This window comes from Nocardia sp. NPDC058658, from assembly GCF_042716665.1.
GTDB lineage: Bacteria > Actinomycetota > Actinomycetes > Mycobacteriales > Mycobacteriaceae > Nocardia.
This window is the reverse complement of record NZ_JBHXRR010000001.1, coordinates 550,222-566,236: the sequence shown is the minus strand read 5'-3', so window position 1 is coordinate 566,236 and position 16,015 is coordinate 550,222. Positions and strand designations below refer to the sequence as shown.

At 67.7% G+C, this 16,015-nt stretch carries 15 protein-coding genes; 7 read left to right on the top strand and 8 right to left on the bottom strand.

The window, feature by feature from the left end; genetic code table 11:
- The first annotated feature begins 32 nt into the window (after nucleotides 1–32).
- A complete protein-coding gene (locus ACFWUP_RS02750) occupies nucleotides 33–941 on the top strand; it encodes a hypothetical protein (protein ID WP_379230074.1) in 909 nt (302 codons plus the stop codon).
- 57 nt (nucleotides 942–998) lie between these two features.
- Nucleotides 999–2,087, top strand: a complete 1,089-nt coding sequence (locus tag ACFWUP_RS02745; RefSeq protein ID WP_379230072.1) for an acyl-CoA dehydrogenase family protein — start codon at nucleotides 999–1,001, stop codon at nucleotides 2,085–2,087.
- A gap of 6 nt (nucleotides 2,088–2,093) precedes the next feature.
- Here ACFWUP_RS02745 and ACFWUP_RS02740 read toward each other — a convergent pair whose 3' ends face one another.
- The gene (locus ACFWUP_RS02740) at nucleotides 2,094–3,053 is read right to left on the bottom strand and encodes a helix-turn-helix domain-containing protein (protein ID WP_379230070.1); all 960 of its coding nucleotides are present in this window, start codon (nucleotides 3,051–3,053) and stop codon (nucleotides 2,094–2,096) included.
- Nucleotides 3,054–3,606: 553 nt separating this feature from the next.
- Between ACFWUP_RS02740 and ACFWUP_RS02735 the strand changes: the two genes are divergently transcribed.
- Nucleotides 3,607–4,359, top strand: a complete 753-nt coding sequence (locus tag ACFWUP_RS02735) for a hypothetical protein (RefSeq protein ID WP_379230068.1) — start codon at nucleotides 3,607–3,609, stop codon at nucleotides 4,357–4,359.
- An 862-nt stretch (nucleotides 4,360–5,221) separates the two neighbouring features.
- On the opposite strand, the gene ACFWUP_RS02730 is transcribed toward ACFWUP_RS02735, so the two are convergent.
- On the bottom strand, nucleotides 5,222–5,707 hold the full coding sequence (locus tag ACFWUP_RS02730; RefSeq protein ID WP_379230067.1) for a MarR family winged helix-turn-helix transcriptional regulator: 486 nt from the start codon (nucleotides 5,705–5,707) through the stop codon (nucleotides 5,222–5,224).
- A gap of 28 nt (nucleotides 5,708–5,735) precedes the next feature.
- Between ACFWUP_RS02730 and ACFWUP_RS02725 the strand changes: the two genes are divergently transcribed.
- Nucleotides 5,736–6,209, top strand: coding sequence for a cupin domain-containing protein (locus ACFWUP_RS02725; RefSeq protein ID WP_379230065.1), 474 nt, complete (start codon nucleotides 5,736–5,738; stop codon nucleotides 6,207–6,209).
- Between the two features lie 7 nt (nucleotides 6,210–6,216).
- On the opposite strand, the gene abc-f is transcribed toward ACFWUP_RS02725, so the two are convergent.
- Both abc-f and ACFWUP_RS02715 read right to left on the bottom strand, forming a co-directional pair.
- A complete protein-coding gene (abc-f, locus tag ACFWUP_RS02720; RefSeq protein ID WP_379230063.1) occupies nucleotides 6,217–7,824 on the bottom strand; it encodes a ribosomal protection-like ABC-F family protein in 1,608 nt (535 codons plus the stop codon).
- 70 nt (nucleotides 7,825–7,894) lie between these two features.
- Nucleotides 7,895–9,313, bottom strand: coding sequence for a WGR domain-containing protein (locus ACFWUP_RS02715; protein WP_379230061.1), 1,419 nt, complete (start codon nucleotides 9,311–9,313; stop codon nucleotides 7,895–7,897).
- 145 nt (nucleotides 9,314–9,458) lie between these two features.
- Between ACFWUP_RS02715 and ACFWUP_RS02710 the strand changes: the two genes are divergently transcribed.
- The gene (locus ACFWUP_RS02710) at nucleotides 9,459–10,676 is read left to right on the top strand and encodes a TerD family protein (RefSeq protein WP_379230059.1); all 1,218 of its coding nucleotides are present in this window, start codon (nucleotides 9,459–9,461) and stop codon (nucleotides 10,674–10,676) included.
- Here ACFWUP_RS02710 and ACFWUP_RS02705 read toward each other — a convergent pair.
- Nucleotides 10,673–12,484 carry an ABC transporter ATP-binding protein gene (locus ACFWUP_RS02705; RefSeq protein WP_379230057.1) on the bottom strand — a complete coding sequence of 604 codons (1,812 nt, stop codon included), beginning with the start codon at nucleotides 12,482–12,484 and terminating at the stop codon, nucleotides 10,673–10,675. The genes ACFWUP_RS02710 and ACFWUP_RS02705 overlap by 4 nt on opposite strands.
- Nucleotides 12,485–12,565: 81 nt before the next feature.
- Between ACFWUP_RS02705 and ACFWUP_RS02700 the strand changes: the two genes are divergently transcribed.
- Entirely contained in the window at nucleotides 12,566–12,970 is a 405-nt protein-coding gene (locus ACFWUP_RS02700) for a MarR family winged helix-turn-helix transcriptional regulator (protein ID WP_379230055.1), read from the top strand.
- 6 nt (nucleotides 12,971–12,976) lie between these two features.
- On the opposite strand, the gene ACFWUP_RS02695 is transcribed toward ACFWUP_RS02700, so the two are convergent.
- The 3 genes from ACFWUP_RS02695 to ACFWUP_RS02685 all read right to left on the bottom strand — a co-directional run bounded on the left by ACFWUP_RS02695 (nucleotide 12,977) and on the right by ACFWUP_RS02685 (nucleotide 15,657).
- Entirely contained in the window at nucleotides 12,977–13,597 is a 621-nt protein-coding gene (locus ACFWUP_RS02695) for a VC0807 family protein (protein WP_379230053.1), read from the bottom strand.
- Nucleotides 13,597–14,205, bottom strand: a complete 609-nt coding sequence (locus ACFWUP_RS02690) for a TetR/AcrR family transcriptional regulator (RefSeq protein WP_379230051.1) — start codon at nucleotides 14,203–14,205, stop codon at nucleotides 13,597–13,599. The genes ACFWUP_RS02695 and ACFWUP_RS02690 overlap by 1 nt, the downstream gene beginning before the upstream one ends.
- An 84-nt stretch (nucleotides 14,206–14,289) precedes the next feature.
- Nucleotides 14,290–15,657 (bottom strand): cytochrome P450, encoded by a 1,368-nt coding sequence (locus ACFWUP_RS02685; RefSeq protein ID WP_379230050.1) that lies wholly within the window; start codon nucleotides 15,655–15,657, stop codon nucleotides 14,290–14,292.
- A 148-nt stretch (nucleotides 15,658–15,805) separates the two neighbouring features.
- Here ACFWUP_RS02685 and ACFWUP_RS02680 point away from each other — a divergent pair, with 148 nt between their 5' ends.
- Nucleotides 15,806–16,015, top strand: coding sequence for a hypothetical protein (locus ACFWUP_RS02680; protein ID WP_379230048.1), 210 nt, complete (start codon nucleotides 15,806–15,808; stop codon nucleotides 16,013–16,015).

The window sequence follows — 16,015 nt, the reverse complement described above, 5'->3', positions numbered from 1 at the left end:
TGAGCCGAATTCACTCACCGGAAGGAAATTCTGTGCATATTCGTCGCATCGTCATCGCCGCCGTTGCCGCGGTCGCGCTCATCGGAGGGTCGGTTTCGCTGCAAGCCGGCGCCTCGCCCGTCGCCGGTTCGGGTGATTCCGGCAGTGCGGGCAGCGGTTCGGCCGCGCCGACCAGCGCCGAGAACGCCCCGATCGAGGAGGATGCCCCGGAGCTGGACGGGCCTGGCTCGACCGCCGAGGTGACCGTGGAGAAGACCACCACAACCACCTTCTACCGGCCGAGCACCCTCAGCAACGCCAAGTACCCGGTGGTGGCGTGGGGCAACGGCACCGGCGCGAAGGTCTCCTTCTACGACGGGTTGTTGCGCAACCTCGCCAAGGCCGGCTTCATCGTCGCCGCGGCCAACACCACCCAGTCCAACCTCGACGGCGGCAAGAAGGTGCTCGACGGCGCCCGCACCCTGATCGCCGCCAACGACCAGGCCGACAGTGTCTACTTCGGCAAGATCGACACCACCAAGATCGCCATCTCGGGCCACTCCCAGGGCGGGCTCGCAGCGGTGAACTCGGGCTCGAACGAGATCGTGAGCACGGTCCTGGCGATCCAGCCCGGCCCGGGCAACCAACAGGACGAGCTGCGTGTGCCGACCCTGTACCTGGCGGGGGAGAAGGACAACATCGTGCGCCCGGGGTGGGTCCTCGACCAGTACAAGCGCACCACGCAGGTGCCCGCCTGGTTCGCCGAACTCGGCGGCGAGGGTCACCTGGACGTCGGCAAGGCGGACAACGGCTTTCACCCGCTCATCATCAACTGGCTGAAGTACCAGCTCTACGGCGACGCGGCGGCGAAGAACGTCTTCGTCGGCCCGCAGTGGAGCCTGTCCACCGACACCGCCTACACCAAGGTTCTGCGCAACGACAAAGCTTCCGCGCTGAACTGAGCACGAGGGCCCGCGCTGCGTATCCTGGTCGGATTCCGTTCGAGTGGAGGGTAATTCGTGATCAGTGAGCAGGAGATCCTGGATCGGGTGGCCGAGCTGGTGGTGGGTTTCGCCGCCGACGCGGCAGGCTACGACGAGCGGGCCGAGATTCCGGTCGAGGAATTGACCGCGCTGCACGACGCGGAGGTGGACCGGGCGGTGCTGCCCCGGCGGCTGGGTGGGTTCGGATTGAGCTACCAGTCGTTCGGGGCGGTGGTCCGGATGCTGGCGAAGGCGGACCCGTCCATCGCGACGATCTGGGTGATGCACGTCGGTGCGGGGGTCGGGCTGGCGGAGTTGACCGGCAGTTCGTTTTTCGCCGACGAGTTCCTCGCGGGTAAGCGGTTCGCCAACGCCCTGTCCGAACCGGGCAGCGGGAACCGCTTTCTGCAACCGCAGCAGGTGGCCGAACCGGTGGCGGGTGGCTGGTCGCTCACCGGGGCGAAGCGGTTCGTCTCCGGCAGCGAGATCGCGGACTACCTGCTGGTGAACGCGCTGGTCGAGGGGGCGCCGACGTTCTTCGGGGTGGTTCCGGACGAGTCCGTCTCGATCATCCCGATCTGGGACACCCTCGGTTTGCGGGCGACCCGCAGTCAGCTGCTGGCCTTCGACAACACCGTATTGCGCGCCGAATACCGCGGTCGCGCACCGGGACCGGGCGATTTCGCGGCGATTCCGGCCGGGCTGCCCGCCATCTCCCTCGGCGTCGCCGATGCGGCGCTGGGCGCACTGGTCGAGCACGCGCGGTCGCGGATGATCCTGGGTAATCCGCTGTCCCACCAGCAGTGGGTGCAGCACGAGGTCGCCGACGCGCAGATCCGGCTCGCCGCCGCGCACGCCCTCTACGACCAGGGCTTGCGCGAAGCCGACAGCGCGAACCCCGCCTTCTTCCCCACGCTGTCGCGGGCGAAGTATCTGGCGAACAAGGTGGCCGTGGACGTCGCGCAGCTGGGTGTGCGCGTGGGTGGCGCGTCGGGTTATCTGCGTGGGTCGCCGATTCAGCGACACCTGCGCGATGCCGAGGCGGGGCAGCTCATGGCGTATTCGACCGAGGTGCTCGCGGGCGAGATCGGCCGGGAAGTACTCGGTGTCGCGCCGAGTCCCTGACCGTGGTCACCACCCCGCCATGGCATCGCGGCGTCGCGCGGTGCGATAGGCGGCGGGGGTGACGCCGTACTTGGCGCGGAAGGCGCGGGAGAACTGGTCGACCGTGCGGAAACCGCAGCTGTCGGCGATGTCGCGTAGGCCGCGGGTACCGTCACCGAGGGCGCTCGCGGCGGCGGCCAGTCTGCGGGAGCGGATGAGCCGCCCCACGGACATGCCCTGAAGTTCGAACGCGCGGAACAGCGTTCGCCTGCTCACGTGCAACCGGACCGCGACCGCGTCCGGATTCACCGCCGGATCGGCGAAATTACGGTCGATGAAGTCGGCCGCTCGGCGGCGCAGCACGTCCTCGGCCGTCAATTCCCTTGTCGCATCGGCGAGATCGCGCTCGAGCAACGCGACCACCGCCGCCCGGAACATGATCTCGTCGATGCGCGCGACGATCCGCAGATGGCCGGGACTCGTTGCACCACAGGCTATATCGCGAGCGAACATCAGCGCCGACACCGCCGCCCGTGACAACGGCCACGACCGGCCACCTGCCGCGGCGGCGTCGAGGCCCCAGGCGGTCAGCGAATCGACCGGCAGGTAGAGGGACAGCACATCGGTGGCCGGGTTTTCGCGGCGTGTGAGTGCCGCCCGGTACGGGCTGTCGAGGCACAGCGCGAACGCTTCCCCGGCCACCGCGGTCGACCGGTGCCCGCGTTGTTCGAGGGTGGCGCGCCCGGTGAGCACCAAGCCCAGTTGCAGGTAGTGGCTGTAATGGTCGGGGGCGGTGCGGGTTCCGCGTTCGGCGGTGATGTCGGAGGAGCGCAGGCGGGCGACCAGTACCGACCCGGTGCTCGAGGTCCACAGTGTGGCGGCGAAATCCTCCTTGGCGCGGAGGTGGCAGCCGAAGGCCACCCGCTGCAGATCACGCGGTCCGCGCAAAGTTACGCCGCGATCGTCGGCCGGGCAGGGTCGATCCATCGGGCAGACAGTTTCGAGCAATTCGCTCGCCGATTGCCCCAAATCGAACAAAGCGGACTTTTGTCGGCTGGAGCGTCGTTCGGTACCGATGCTGTGCGCGCCCGCCTCGCCGTGCATATCCCACCTCCGCGCAAGGGTGTGCGGTCGCCGGAAACGGGGTGGGACGCGTCTCCGTCACCGGTTGCCTGCACCTGTCGACAACTGGAACTGCTCTCGAAAAGGCAAGGATAACAGTCTAATTCGATGACGCGTCCGCACCGGTGGATCTGCGCGGCGTCGGGTGGACGACACTCGCATTCCGTGCCAGGTTCGCCGGGATGTCGTGCCAGGACCGACTTGCGAGGGGTGGGCCGTAGACGGCTCCGAAGGCGGGTCCGGCCTGCCGATTCCGGTCACCCGGTGGTCGTCGTCGGTGGTTTGCTTGGTCATTGCGGTCCTCGCACCTGCGGCCTAACCTCGACTCCGTTGGCCCCCTTGCTGTTCCGTGGTTGACGGTCACGTGTCCTCCCCGAATTTCCGGCGCGCATCATCGACGACGAAGGACTACTGAAACATGCTGTGGGAAGCACTGCTGTGGGTGATCGTCGCCGCAGGACTGGCCGGGACCGCCGCCTATTTCGTGCGCAAGCGCGGTAAGGGCCGCGACGGTGAGTCCACCAACGAGTCGGTGGGACAGGTCTTCACCCTCGTCGGCGGACTGCAGGTGGTGCTGGCGTCGTTCCTGCTCATCGGTGTGCTCGACACCAATGCGGGCGCGGCGAAGGCCGCCTCCGACGAAGCGGACCGACTGCTCGCCCTGCAGTGGGCGGGCGACGCGTTGTCGGAACCGGCCCGCAGCACCGTCACCAGCGCGGTGCACGCCTATACCGGCGAGGTGATCGAAATCGAGTGGCCCGCCATGACCGCCGGTGCCGTGGTCGACGACACGGCGTGGAATCAGCTGTCGGCGGTGCGCCCCGCCATCGCCGCGACCCCTGCCGCCGACGAATGGCAACGCTCGCGCCAGATCGCGGCGGCCGACCGGCTGTGGGAGGTCTACGAGGCCAGGCAGGTCAGGATCGAAGCCGCGGGCAGCACACTGTCGCCGATGATGTGGCTGGCGCTGGCACTCGGCGCGCTGCTGTCGGTGGGTTTATCGCTGTTGTTCGCGGGCACCAGCGCGCGCGTCCACGTCATCGTGGTGTCCAGTTTCGCGGCGGTGGTGACGTTCATGATCTTCACCATCTTCGAACTGCAGAACCCGTATGGCCGGGCGGCGGCTGTCGCGCCGACGGCATTCGACGCTGTGCTGGCACAGCTGAGGTGAAAAAGACTGTGCGGGTGGTGATCTGGGCCGCCGTGCTGGCGGGAGTCGGCCTGTTCGCGCCGGGGTCTGTCGGTGCGGTTCCCGGCGGGCCCACCGTGCCCGATCGGCCGCAGGAACCGCGACCGTCGCTCTTCCTGACGATCAACCCCGCACCGCCCCCGTCGGTTGAGCGGCCGAGTGTCGTCGTACCGCCGCCTCGCGTCGATGCGCCGACAGTCGAACCCACGCCTCGCGTACCGCCGACGCGGTCATTTGAGGAGCCGGAGATTCGTCCCTTCGAGGGTCCGAAAGTACCCGTCCCTGATCACTCGTACGAAGTCTCACCAGTGCCGGCACCACCCCTCGATGGTCTGGAATTCCCCGCCCCGGCCCGCCCGTTCGACGGCCCGGAAGTGCCGGCACCACGGCTCCCGTTGCCCGTCCCACCGCCGCCGGCCCCGCTACCCGCTCCCGCACCGCCGGTCCCGTTGCCTGCTCCCGCACCGCCGAAACCGCCGCCGGCGCCCCTGCCCTCGGCCCCCGCCCCACCGGCGACACCGCCACCCGCCCCCGAACCACCACGGACATCTGCCCCGGAACCAACACCTACCCGCGAACGGCCACCGTCACCATCACCCACTCCGAGCGTGTCGGTCAGCCCCGAACCGGCCCCGCTGCCCTCACCCGCGGAACCTCCGCCCACGCCAGTCCCCACGCCGGCGAAGTTGATCGCACAGCCCGCGAGAGAGCCGGAAGCCGTTGTCGCCCAGCCGGTGGTGGTCGAACAGCGGCGCTGGGCACTCACTGCCGTGCTCCTGATCATCGGCAGCACGGGCGCGGCCAGGGCAGCGATGAGACGTTCGTAGAATCTGCCGACAATCGGTCAATCGCGGACTGGAATCCCCAGCTGTCGTGACTTCGCTGCCTCGATGATCGCGAGGAGGTCTGTGTGCAGTTGTTCGGTGCGGGCGGTGCCCAGGAGTTGGCCGAGTCCTTCTTCGATCGAGGGGATTGTCGATTGGGCGATGGTGATGACTTCGCGGCCTCGGTCGGTGGGGACGACGAGTTTGGCGCGCCGGTCCTTAGGGTCGGGTTCGCGGGTCACGTAGTGGTGTTGTTCCAGGTAGGCGACGAGTTCGGCCATGGATTGCTTGGTCATCTGCGCTCGTTCGGCGAGCGTGCTGACCGTGGTCCCGGTGCCGTCGAGATGCTGGAAGACCACCCCGTGCGCGGGGCGGACGGCGTCGTGACCCGCCGCGGCGAGGCGGGCGAGCGCGATGTCGTTGAGCGCGGCGAACGCCTCGCGCAACAGCACAGCGGTGTTGGTGGGGCACGAGCCGCCGTCGGCGACGAGAGGAACCGTTGACATCGACAGGGATCCTGTCTATCGTGGGGATATGGACAAGTTACCTGTCGATCGTACGACATCCGAATGCTGGCAGCTCGGCACCGATCAGATCACCGTGCTCACCAGCTCCGCCCAAACCCACGGACACCTTTTCGCGGTCGAAACCAGAATGCCGCCCGGCGGCGGGCCGCCGGTGATGCACCGCCACGACCACAGCGAGGTGTACTACGTCACCGAAGGTGAGTTCACCTTCTACGTCGGTGGCGACAGCGTCACCCGCCACCGCGCCGGCCCCGGCGACGTGGTCCCGCTCGCCGGCGGCACCCCCCACACCATCCGCAACGAATCCGACTCCGACGCAGTAGCTTTCGTCGTCCACACACCCGGCGCGGCGATGGAAGGTTTCACGCGTGCCGCCGCTGTCCTTGGCGCGCCGGGCCGGCGGCCGACGATGGAGCAGGTGCTCGCCCTGGCCCAGGAACACGGCATCGAAATGCTCGGCCCGGTGCCCGCCGAAGTTTGAGCTGCGGTTACACCGAGACCGACGCCCGCAGGGCGAGGTGGTCGCCTTCCCAGCGGCTGCGCAGGCGGCGGTCGTGGCTGACGATCACGATGGCGCCCGGGAAATGGGCGAGGGCGGTTTCCAGCTCCTCGACCAGGGCCGGTGACAGGTGGTTGGTGGGCTCGTCCAGGAGCAGGACGTCGACGGGTTCGGTGACCAGGCGGGCCAGGGCGAGGCGCTGGCGCTGGCCGGTCGACAGGTCCTCGACGCGGGTCGTGAACTGGGAGACGTCGAACAGGCCGAGGGAGAGTAGCTGGTTGCCGTGGAATTCGGGGTCGCCGGGGCGATCGCGGGCGAAGGCGACGAACATCATGCGGCCGCGGACGGCGGGCGGTGGTTCCTGGGCGAGATAGCCGATCTTGCCGTGCTTGGTGACGGTGCCGGCATCGGGTGTCAGTTGACCGGCCAGCGTGCGCAGCAGGGTTGTCTTGCCCGCGCCGTTCGGGCCGGTGATCAGCAGGCGGTCGCCCGCATTCAGTGTCAGGCTGGTCGGCTCGAGCCTGCCCGTGACGGAGATGTCGGTGGCCTCGAGCATGGTTCCGCCGGCGCCCGCGGTGGTCAGGGCGGGCGCGAAACGCAGGGGTTGCGGTGGTGCGGGGACCGGGTCGGCCAGGAGGCGACGCAGCCGTTCCTGTGCGTTGCGCACCCGGCTGGACACCGATTGCTGCACCCGACCGCCCGCACGGCTGTAGGCCATCTTGTTGTTGTCGGCCATCCCCCGACCAGGGGCGACCCGGCGGGCGGTGGTGTCGGCGGCCTCGCGGTAGCGTTCGGTGTCGGCCAGCCATTGCGCGTGCGCCTGCACCCAGCGCGCTCGTTCGGCCTTCTTCTCCGCCAGATATCCCGGGTAACCGTCGCCGTAGCGGACCACGCGCTGCCGGTCCGCGTCGACCTCCAGCAGGCTCGTTGTCACCCGCTCGAGGAATGCCCGGTCGTGCGAGACCGCCACCGTCGTGCCGCGCCGGGCGAGCAGGTGGTCTTCGAGCCAGGTCAGGGCGACGTCGTCGAGGTGATTGGTCGGTTCGTCCAGCAGCAGCACTTCCGGATCCGCCGCCAGCACCGCGGCCAGGCGCAACCGGACCTGTTCACCGCCCGACAGCTCGCCGATCCTGCGGTCGCGATCCACCAGATCCAAGCCGAGTCCGTGGAACGCCTGTTCCACGCGCGCGTCCGCGTCGTAACCGCCGTGATGTTCGAAAAGTATTGTCAGCTCACCGTATTCGTCGATCCCGGACTCGTCGCCCTCGGCCATCGCGACCTCGAGCCGACGCATCTCGGCTTCGACCGCGCGCAACTCGGCAAGGGCTCGGTCGATGAGCTGCTGCACCGTGAGGTGCTGGGGCAGCTGCTCGTCCTGCGCCAGGTACCCGACGCCACCCTCGGCATGGACCACGATCTCACCGCTGTCGGGCTGCACCCGCCCGGCGAACAACCGCAGCAACGTGGTCTTGCCGGACCCGTTCTCCCCGATGATCCCGGTCCGCTCGCCGACCTCGAGCGCACACGTCACATCCGTGAGGACGGGATCGCCGTCGAAAGACTTACTGACCGCGAGCGCGGTGATCTGGGTGGGCATGGAACTCTCCGAACTGTCGCACCACGGTAGCAACCCGTCGATTGCCTGCTCACAGCCGCGTGCGGTGCGTTTACCCGAGTCGGCGGATATCGCCGCGGACGCGGTAGAAACCGCCTCGGGCGGATTCGGAGACCGCGTCGACGACGTAGCGGGCGCCCGCGTGACGGATGTCGCGGGGGAATTGAACGTTCCAGCCGGGGTCGTAGCCCGGAGAGACCACGTGGACGCGCAGGGAATCGCCGTGCTGGAGGCATTCGACGATGACGCCGGTGCCCACATCGGTGGTGACTTCCAGGGTGGTGCTGGGGACCACAGCCGAGAATTCGGGGGCCTTCACCGAGCGGGTGGTCGGTAGCACGCCTCGGTCGGCCTCGCGGATGGCGGATTCGCTGACATCGAGGCAGGCCAGGGCGCCGGAGGTGGTGACGAGGTAGAGCTTCTCGTCGTGGTACTGCATGGAGTAGGCGGAGCCGCAGCCGGTAGCGAGTTTCCACAGGCGGGTGCCGGTGGCGTCGAAGCAGTAGACCGAGGAGTGGGAGTCGCCGGCGAAGACATAGCGGCCGTCGGGGGAGGCGGCACAGGAGAAGACGGCGGCATCGCACTGGTAGATGCGGGTGGGCTCGCCCTGCTTGGTGATCTCCTCGACCTGGTTGTGTGAGGTGCCCGCGTAGACGGTGTCGGATTCCTGCCAGCCGAACAGGACCGCGCCACGGGTGGACGAATTCCACTGTGAGCGACCGGTTTCCAGGTGGTATTTGGTGACGCCGGCACTGTGGCCGTGGTAAACGCCGGTGGGGTCGACGCGGACCATCCAGCCGGAGTTGCCCTTGCTTCGAGCTGACCAGAGGGATTCCTCTTCGTGGTCGATGACGGTCAGGCCGCCCGCGGCGTCGGAGGCGGCGAGGATGCCGTCGTGGATATCGAGCCAATAGACGTCGTCGGCGGAGACGTCGTAGGCGGCGCGGGGGACCTTGCCGGACAGGTCGTAGACGCGACCGTCATCGCAGCCCGCGTAGATCCAGAAGTCGTCGGCGACAATGCATTTGACGGCGTCGGGCAGTTTGAAACGGTTGGTCACCACGCCCGCGGGAGTGAGGGTGAAGACCTCGCCGGATTCGTTGCCGACCCAGCAGCGCTGACCGTCGACGAAGATGCCGAACGCGGCGGCACCGGAGTCGAAACGCCACAGCACGGGCGCGGACTTGGCGGTGGAGCGCTGGCTGGTGATGCTGCGCCGGGTGACGGTGCGGCGTTCCCGCGCGCCCATCACAGCGGGCGCGTACCCCTTGCGCACCTTCTCGCCGATCTTCTTCTGCGCGGCCGAGCGTGCCTTGTCCTCGGTCGCGAAGGAGCTCGCCTTGGACTGGCCCTGCTCGCCGATGCGACCGAACCGGATGCTCACCTCGGTTCCGGCGACGATCACCTCGTAGAACTTGTGCGAGGAGCCCGCGTCGTCGGACAGTTCGAGATAGGTGGTTTCGGCGGTCATGCGTCCTCGCTCAGTTCGTGGAGATCGATCTCGCGAAAAGTAGCAAGGGGCACCGACATCCGCGAGTACGTGCGGTTTTCACCGCTGGTGCGAAAGGGTTTCTCGTACAGTGGAACCAAGTGTTCGTTTGGGGGAGAGGCCGCGGGTGGCGACGAATTTGGCGAAGGGGCAGAACGGTCCGCTGAGTGTTGGGGATGTCGTGGTGTCGGTGCAGGTCGCGGCGTCCGCGGAGTTGTCGGCGCTGCTGGTTACCGAGACGGGGAAGGTGCGCAGCGATGCGGACTTCGTGTTCTACAACCAGCCGATGGGGCCCGGAGTTCGCCTGCAACCGGCGATGCCGGGGCAGCCGTCGGCGTTGGCGGTGTCGCTGGGTCAGGTGCCGGGCGATATCGCCCAGATTCGGGCGGTGATCACCCTCGATGACGTGGGCGCCACGTTCGGTCGTTTCGTGGCACCGTCGGTGGTCGTCGCCGACGGCGGCGGGAATCGGTTGTACGAGTACCGGATCGACGGTTTGACGACCGAGTCCGTGGTGATCGCGGTCGAGCTCTACCGGCGGCAAGGTGGCTGGAAGGTGCGTGCGGTCGGCGCGGGGTACGCGGGTGGGTTCGCGGATTTGGTCACCGATCACGGCATCACCGTCGACTCGCCACCACCGGTCGTCACCTCCGCTCCGGTCTATCCCGCCACACCACCGCGGCCGGTGACCGACCCGCCGCGCCTCCCGAATGCCGGTCACCGGCCGACACCACCGGCCTCCGCCGGCGAGGTCACGTTGTCGAAGAATCGCCGCGTCACCCTGGCGAAAGGGCAGCGGGTCACCCTCCGCAAGGACGGCGGCGTCGCACTGACCTTCATCCGGATGGGCTTGGGCTGGGATCCGGTCCGGCGCGGTGGGCTGTTCGGCCGCCGCGAGATCGAGATCGACCTGGATGCCTGGGTGGCGATGTTCGCCGACCGGAACCTCGTCGACGTCGCCTACTACGGCCAACTCGCGTCCAAAGACGGCTCGATCCGCCACCAGGGCGACAACCTCACCGGCGAGGGCGACGGCGACGACGAGGTCCTGCTCGTCGACCTGACCCGCGTCCCCGCCCATGTCACGACGCTCCTGTTCGTCGTCACCTCTTATCAGGGCCACACCTTCGAGAAGGTCACCAACGCGTTCTGCCGCCTCGTGGACAACACCACCGACACCGAACTGGCCCGCTACTCCCTCACCGGCGGCATGCCGTTCACCGCGATGGCCATGGCGAAAGTCTTTCGCGGCGAAGGGGACTGGCAACTACAAGCCCTCGGCGAGGGCTTCCACGCCAAGCACCCGGGCGAGGCAGTACCACTACTGGGTCGCTTCGTGAACTAGGCCGCAACAATCTCGCTGGCGCCGCTGAGTTGGGCGTAGCGGCCGCCGTGGTCGAGCAGTGTGGGGTGGTTGCCCAGTTCGGCGACTCGGCCGTGGTCGAGGACGGCGATCTGGTCGGCGTCGCGGATGGTGGTGAGGCGATGGGCGATCGTGATGACCGTGCGGCCCTGGGCCACGACGTCGATGGCGGCCTGGACCGCGCGCTCGGTTTCGTTGTCGAGGGCGCTGGTCGCCTCGTCGAGCACCAGGACGCGCGGGTCGCGTAAGAGGGTGCGGGCCAGGGCGATTCGCTGCTTTTCGCCGCCGGAGAAGCGGTGGCCGCGGGCGCCGACCACGGTGTCGTAGCCGTGGGGGAGCGAGGCGATCAGGTCGTGGATCTGGGCGGCGCGGGCGGCGCGTTCGATCTCGGCGTCGGTGGCCTCGGGTTTGGCGTAGCGGAGATTCTCGCGAATGGTGGTGTGCAGCAGGTAGGACTCCTGGGACACCACGCCGACGATGCGGGCGAGGGTGTCGAGTTCGAGGTCGCGGACGTCGATGCCGTCGATGCTCACCCGGCCGCCGGTCGCGTCGTGCAGTCGCGCCACGAGCGAGGCGAGAGTGGTTTTGCCGGAACCGGTTTCGCCGACGAGGGCGAGTGTCGATCCTGGCGGCACGACCAGCGACACGTCGTCGAGCACGTCGGGGCCGGCGGCGTCGTAGCGGAAGCTGACATTGTCGAAGCGGACTTCGCCCACGACATCGCGAGGGTCCAAGTCGACCGGCTGAACAGGCTCGTCGATCTCGACCGGAAGGTCGAGGTAGCCGAAGATGCGGCTGAACAATGCCATCGAACTGGTGACTTCGACACCGACATTGAGCAGCGCCATCAGTGGCCGGAAGAGCCCGGCTTGCAGAGTGGTGAAGGCGACCAGCGTGCCGATCGTCATGCCGCTGCTGGTCGCGGGCAGGCCCGCGGCGAGGTAGATCACCGCGGGAATGGCGGCGAAGACGATGCTCATGGTGGCCATCCGCCAGCGGCCCGCCAGCTGCGCGCGCACTTCGAGGTCGACCAGCTCGCGCGAGGTCTCCTCGAACTGAGCAGAGGCGAGCGGCCCGGTGCCGAGCGTCTTGCCCAGCTGCACCCCGCTCACCGAAAGCCCCTCCTCGACCTGACCGTGCAGGTCGGCGAGATGACGTTGGCGCTGAGCGCTGATCGTGCGGCGCAGCAGAGCCACCCGCCGGGTCAGCCAGATCGCCGGCGGCAGCACCACCAGCGACAGCAGCGACAACCGCCACGACAGCACCGCCATCGCGACGGCTGTGCCCACCACGGTGGTGACATTGCTGGCGATGGAGGTGGCCGTGCTTGTGACCACCGACTGCATGCCGCCGACATCGTTGATCAGCCGCGACTGCACCTCACCGCCGCGGGTGCGGGTGAAGAACGCCAGCGACTGCCGCTGCAGGTGGCGGAACACATCGGCACGCAGGACATGCATGACCCGCTGTCCGACGGTGGTGGAGATGAGGGTCTGGCCGACGCCGAGCACCGCGGTGAGCACGGTGACGGCGAGCATGCCGCCCACGGCCCAGAGCAGCAGCGACACATTCTGCTGTGGCAGCGCGTCATCGATCACCAGGCGCAGCAGGAACGGCGAGGCGAGGCCGATCGTCGAACCCGCCACGATCAGGACGGTCAGTAGGGTGAGCTGAAGACGGTACGGCGCGAAGAGCGCGGCGACCCGGCGCAGGGACACCGGCGACTCACGCAGCTGGTCGCGGTCAGCCGGGTCGGTGCGGCGGGTACGCCGTGATTCTTTGTCTGTCATATATGCAACCCCCTTGGGTTGTGCAGTTATGCTGAGGTTACCTCACTATCTGGTTGGGTAAACGAATCGAGAGGCGAGTTTATGCCCGACAACGAGAGCGACCTCCTGATGCAGGTGGCCAGGACGCTCCGTCGGCGCTGGTCAGCGGCCTACGCCCCGCTGGGACTGACCCCACACCAGGCCCGCGCTCTCCGCGTGACCGGCGAACACGACGGCCTTCGTCCCTCGGCCATCGCCGATGCATTGCGCATCAGCCCCCGCTCGGCCACGGAAGTGGTGGACGCACTCGAGGAAGCCGAACTGGTCACTCGGCAGCCCGACCCGACAGACCGCCGCGCGATCCTCGTGTCGGTGACCGCACTGGGCAAGCGAACACTGTCCACCCTGGCCGAGGCCCGCGCGAAAGACGCCGACGACTTCTTCGGCCGACTCACCGACCGCGAGCGCGACGCACTACGCGACATCCTCGGCAAGCTCGTTCCTTGATCGAGCTCATCGAGCGTCGTGGCGCCCGGCATACCTCTTGGCGACTTGAACGACGCCGACCAACATGGCGACCAACAAGAGCGTGCTGAGCAGAGGGACGAGATCGAGGGGCAATGTGTAGGCCATGACGAGGCGGGCACCGGCGTCGAGCAGGAAGGCGCAGCCCCAGGCGAGCGTCAGCAATCGCATCGCACGGCGGAAGGTGGGGTCGTCGCGCCAACTGTCCTGCCAGGAGCGGGCGGTCGGCTCGGGCATGAGCGACAGCGTCGCGCTCAGCACGAACGGCCGGGCCGCCAGCAAGGTGCCGATCGTCCACAGCCCGGCCAACCCGGTCAGGTAGCTCTCCCTGGCAACCAGCAGTCGGGGATCGCCGGTGACCAGGCCCACCGCGGTGCCGCACAGCAGGATGCTGAGAGTGAACAGAGTTCGGGTCTCGACGCGGCGTTCGGTGACGAGCCGATAGACAAGCAGGACAAGGGGAATCGCGCCGCTGACGACCAGTGCGAGCCACTGGTCCACGCCCGCCGCACGCAGCACGTAGAACATGGCCAGCGGGACGGCGGTATCGGCGAAAAGCGTTATGAGAGTGGCAGTTCGACTGTGTCTCGTGGCCTCGACCGCTGTCATCAGGAGTCGTTTCCGGTGGCGAGTTCCACCATGGTCACCAATTCGGCCGTGTAGGAGTCGATATCGAAGTCGGGATCCGCCGCGATACCCGCGCCCGCCGCATCGACAGCCGCTCGGATGACGATCGCCATCGGCCTGGTCGCGAAGGCGCGGAACTCACCACTGTCCTGCCCGGAACGCAGGATCGACTCGAGGTGTCGAACAAGATCGTCGGCGCCGTCGTACCGTGGCCGATCGTCGGCGCCGCGACAATTCATCAAGATGTCGGCGACCACCCGCACATCGGTCGGATATTCCTTGATGAACGCCAGGTTCGCTTCGAGGTACCCACGCAGAGCCGCGGCGACATTCGGCGCCTCCTCGACCCGCGACCCGATCGCGGCGCCCGCCCGGGTGTAGAGCTCGAGCACGACCTGCTCGGTGAGCTCGTTCTTGCCGGCGAAGTGATACGAGATCATCCCGGGACTGCTCAACCCCGCCCGCTTCGCGATCTTGACGAACGACGTATGGGCATAACCCAATTCGGCGATCGTCTCGATCGCCGCGGCAACGATCTGCGCCCGCCGGCCTACCTCGGTGAACGTCCGATCCTGCGGGTTTGCTTGCATGAACAAATTCTAGTTCATGCAAACAAATCTGGTCAGGGATTGGCGACCATAGGCAGGCACTCAAAGTCCTCGTCCGCCCGTGACCTAGCCGCGGGGCCGAATGTGACAGGGCACCTCGCCCACCGGGTGCAGAACCACGTCGGCGGTCACCTCGACCTTGCCGGGTGGGGTGGTGAATTCGAAGTCGCGAACCAATGTGGCCAGTGTCAGGGCGGCTTCGAGCATCGCGAACCGCTGCCCGATACAGCCGCGCGGACCGTGTCCGAACGGGAACCAGGCGAACCGGTGTCGCTGTTTGTCCTGGTCGGGGTCGAAACGGTCCGGGTCGAAGCGGAACGGGTCCGGCCACAGGTCGGCGCGGTGGTGAATGATCCACGGCGCCACCGTGACACCCGCACCGGCCGGGATGTGGAAGCCGCAGATGTCACTGTCCTGCACTGTCTGCCGGGGGATGTAGGGACCCGACGGATAGAGCCGGGTGGCTTCCTTGAGCACCATCGTGGTGTAGGTCAGCGCGTGGATGTCGGCAGCCGTCGCCGAGGGCCCGGTCAGGATCCGATCGGCTTCCTCGCGTACCTTGGCCTGGGCCCGCTGGTCGGTGCCGAGCAGGTGCAGCGCGAAGGTGAGCGCGGTCGCGGTGGTGTCGTGACCGGCGAACAGGAAGATCTTCACCTGGTCGCGAATCTCGTTGTCGGACAGGGCGTCCTCGCCGTCGCGAGCGGAAACCAAGCGGCCGATCAGGTCCGAGCCGGGAACCTCCGCGGCGCGGCGATGGGCGATGATCTCGTCGCACACGGTATTGATGGCGTGCTGCGCGCGGGCGATACGGCGGTTCGCCGGCGACGGCCAGTTCAACGGTAGGGACACCGGCGAGAGGCCGCGCGCGCGGACCGCACGTCCCAGAACGGGAAAGGTGGACCGCACGATCGGCACCATCCGCGTCGAATCCTCACCGAAGAGCACCCGCGCCACGATGGCGAGCGTGAGCCGGGTCATTTCCGCGCCGACATCGACGACACCTTCGGGCCGGGCACGCCACCTCGTCACCGTGCGATCGACCTCGTCGACCATCGTGGCGGCATATCCGTCGACGCTGTGCGCGGTGAACAGAGGTTGGATGAACCGTCGCTGCCGCTGCCAGGTGTCGTCCTGACTGGTGACGAGGCCGTTTCCGAACATGTCGCGCATCGGCTGATAGAACCGGCCGTCTTTGCGATAGTTGCGATTGCTCGGGGCGTTGAGGATCTGTGCGGCGCCGTCAGGGTCGCCGACGATGAAGTACTCGCGGCGCATCCCCGGCGGCCCGAATTCGTAGCGGGCGACATCGCCGCACTCGTCGAAACCACGCAGACCCGTGCCGAGCGGATCGCGGAGAAACTCCCTGGTGGTCCCGAGCAACCAGGTGCCGGACACGGTCGCGGGCTCTGTCCGATGCGGCGCTGTGGTGGTCATCGAAGTCCTCCTTCTCGGATTCTTCTATCCTCGCCCCGCGCGGACCTCGCCAGTGCGAGTATTCGACTACCTCAACCGGCTTCCGGCGCGCGTAGAGGAGTAGCGCACCACTCGCGCCGTCGCTCGAATCAGCACGCATGCTGGGGATATGAGCAAATATCAGCGGCGAAGGGCAGCGGCGATAGACCTCTTGCCGGTGCCGTACGCGCTGGCGATCCGACTGCGCGACGAGGGCGTCGACGAGGCGACGATCGCTGCGCGTGTCGGTATCGAACCCGAAGCGTGGGGGAATTTCCTGGCGATCGCGATGGCCAAACTGTCCGCTGTGGAATGTCCCGAGGAGCCTTCGAAAGGCTAG

Excerpts from the sequence above, each read along its gene's own strand:
- ACFWUP_RS02740 (WP_379230070.1), bottom strand. The coding sequence starts at position 3,053 with ATGGATCGACCCTGCCCGGCCGACGATCGCGGCGTAACTTTGCGCGGA.
- ACFWUP_RS02735 (WP_379230068.1), top strand. The coding sequence starts at position 3,607 with ATGCTGTGGGAAGCACTGCTGTGGGTGATCGTCGCCGCAGGACTGGCC.
- ACFWUP_RS02730 (WP_379230067.1), bottom strand. The coding sequence starts at position 5,707 with ATGTCAACGGTTCCTCTCGTCGCCGACGGCGGCTCGTGCCCCACCAAC.
- ACFWUP_RS02725 (WP_379230065.1), top strand. The coding sequence starts at position 5,736 with ATGGACAAGTTACCTGTCGATCGTACGACATCCGAATGCTGGCAGCTC.
- abc-f (WP_379230063.1), bottom strand. The coding sequence starts at position 7,824 with ATGCCCACCCAGATCACCGCGCTCGCGGTCAGTAAGTCTTTCGACGGC.
- ACFWUP_RS02715 (WP_379230061.1), bottom strand. The coding sequence starts at position 9,313 with ATGACCGCCGAAACCACCTATCTCGAACTGTCCGACGACGCGGGCTCC.
- ACFWUP_RS02705 (WP_379230057.1), bottom strand. The coding sequence starts at position 12,484 with ATGACAGACAAAGAATCACGGCGTACCCGCCGCACCGACCCGGCTGAC.
- ACFWUP_RS02700 (WP_379230055.1), top strand. The coding sequence starts at position 12,566 with ATGCCCGACAACGAGAGCGACCTCCTGATGCAGGTGGCCAGGACGCTC.
- ACFWUP_RS02695 (WP_379230053.1), bottom strand. The coding sequence starts at position 13,597 with ATGACAGCGGTCGAGGCCACGAGACACAGTCGAACTGCCACTCTCATA.
- ACFWUP_RS02690 (WP_379230051.1), bottom strand. The coding sequence starts at position 14,205 with ATGCAAGCAAACCCGCAGGATCGGACGTTCACCGAGGTAGGCCGGCGG.
- ACFWUP_RS02685 (WP_379230050.1), bottom strand. The coding sequence starts at position 15,657 with ATGACCACCACAGCGCCGCATCGGACAGAGCCCGCGACCGTGTCCGGC.
- ACFWUP_RS02680 (WP_379230048.1), top strand. The coding sequence starts at position 15,806 with ATGAGCAAATATCAGCGGCGAAGGGCAGCGGCGATAGACCTCTTGCCG.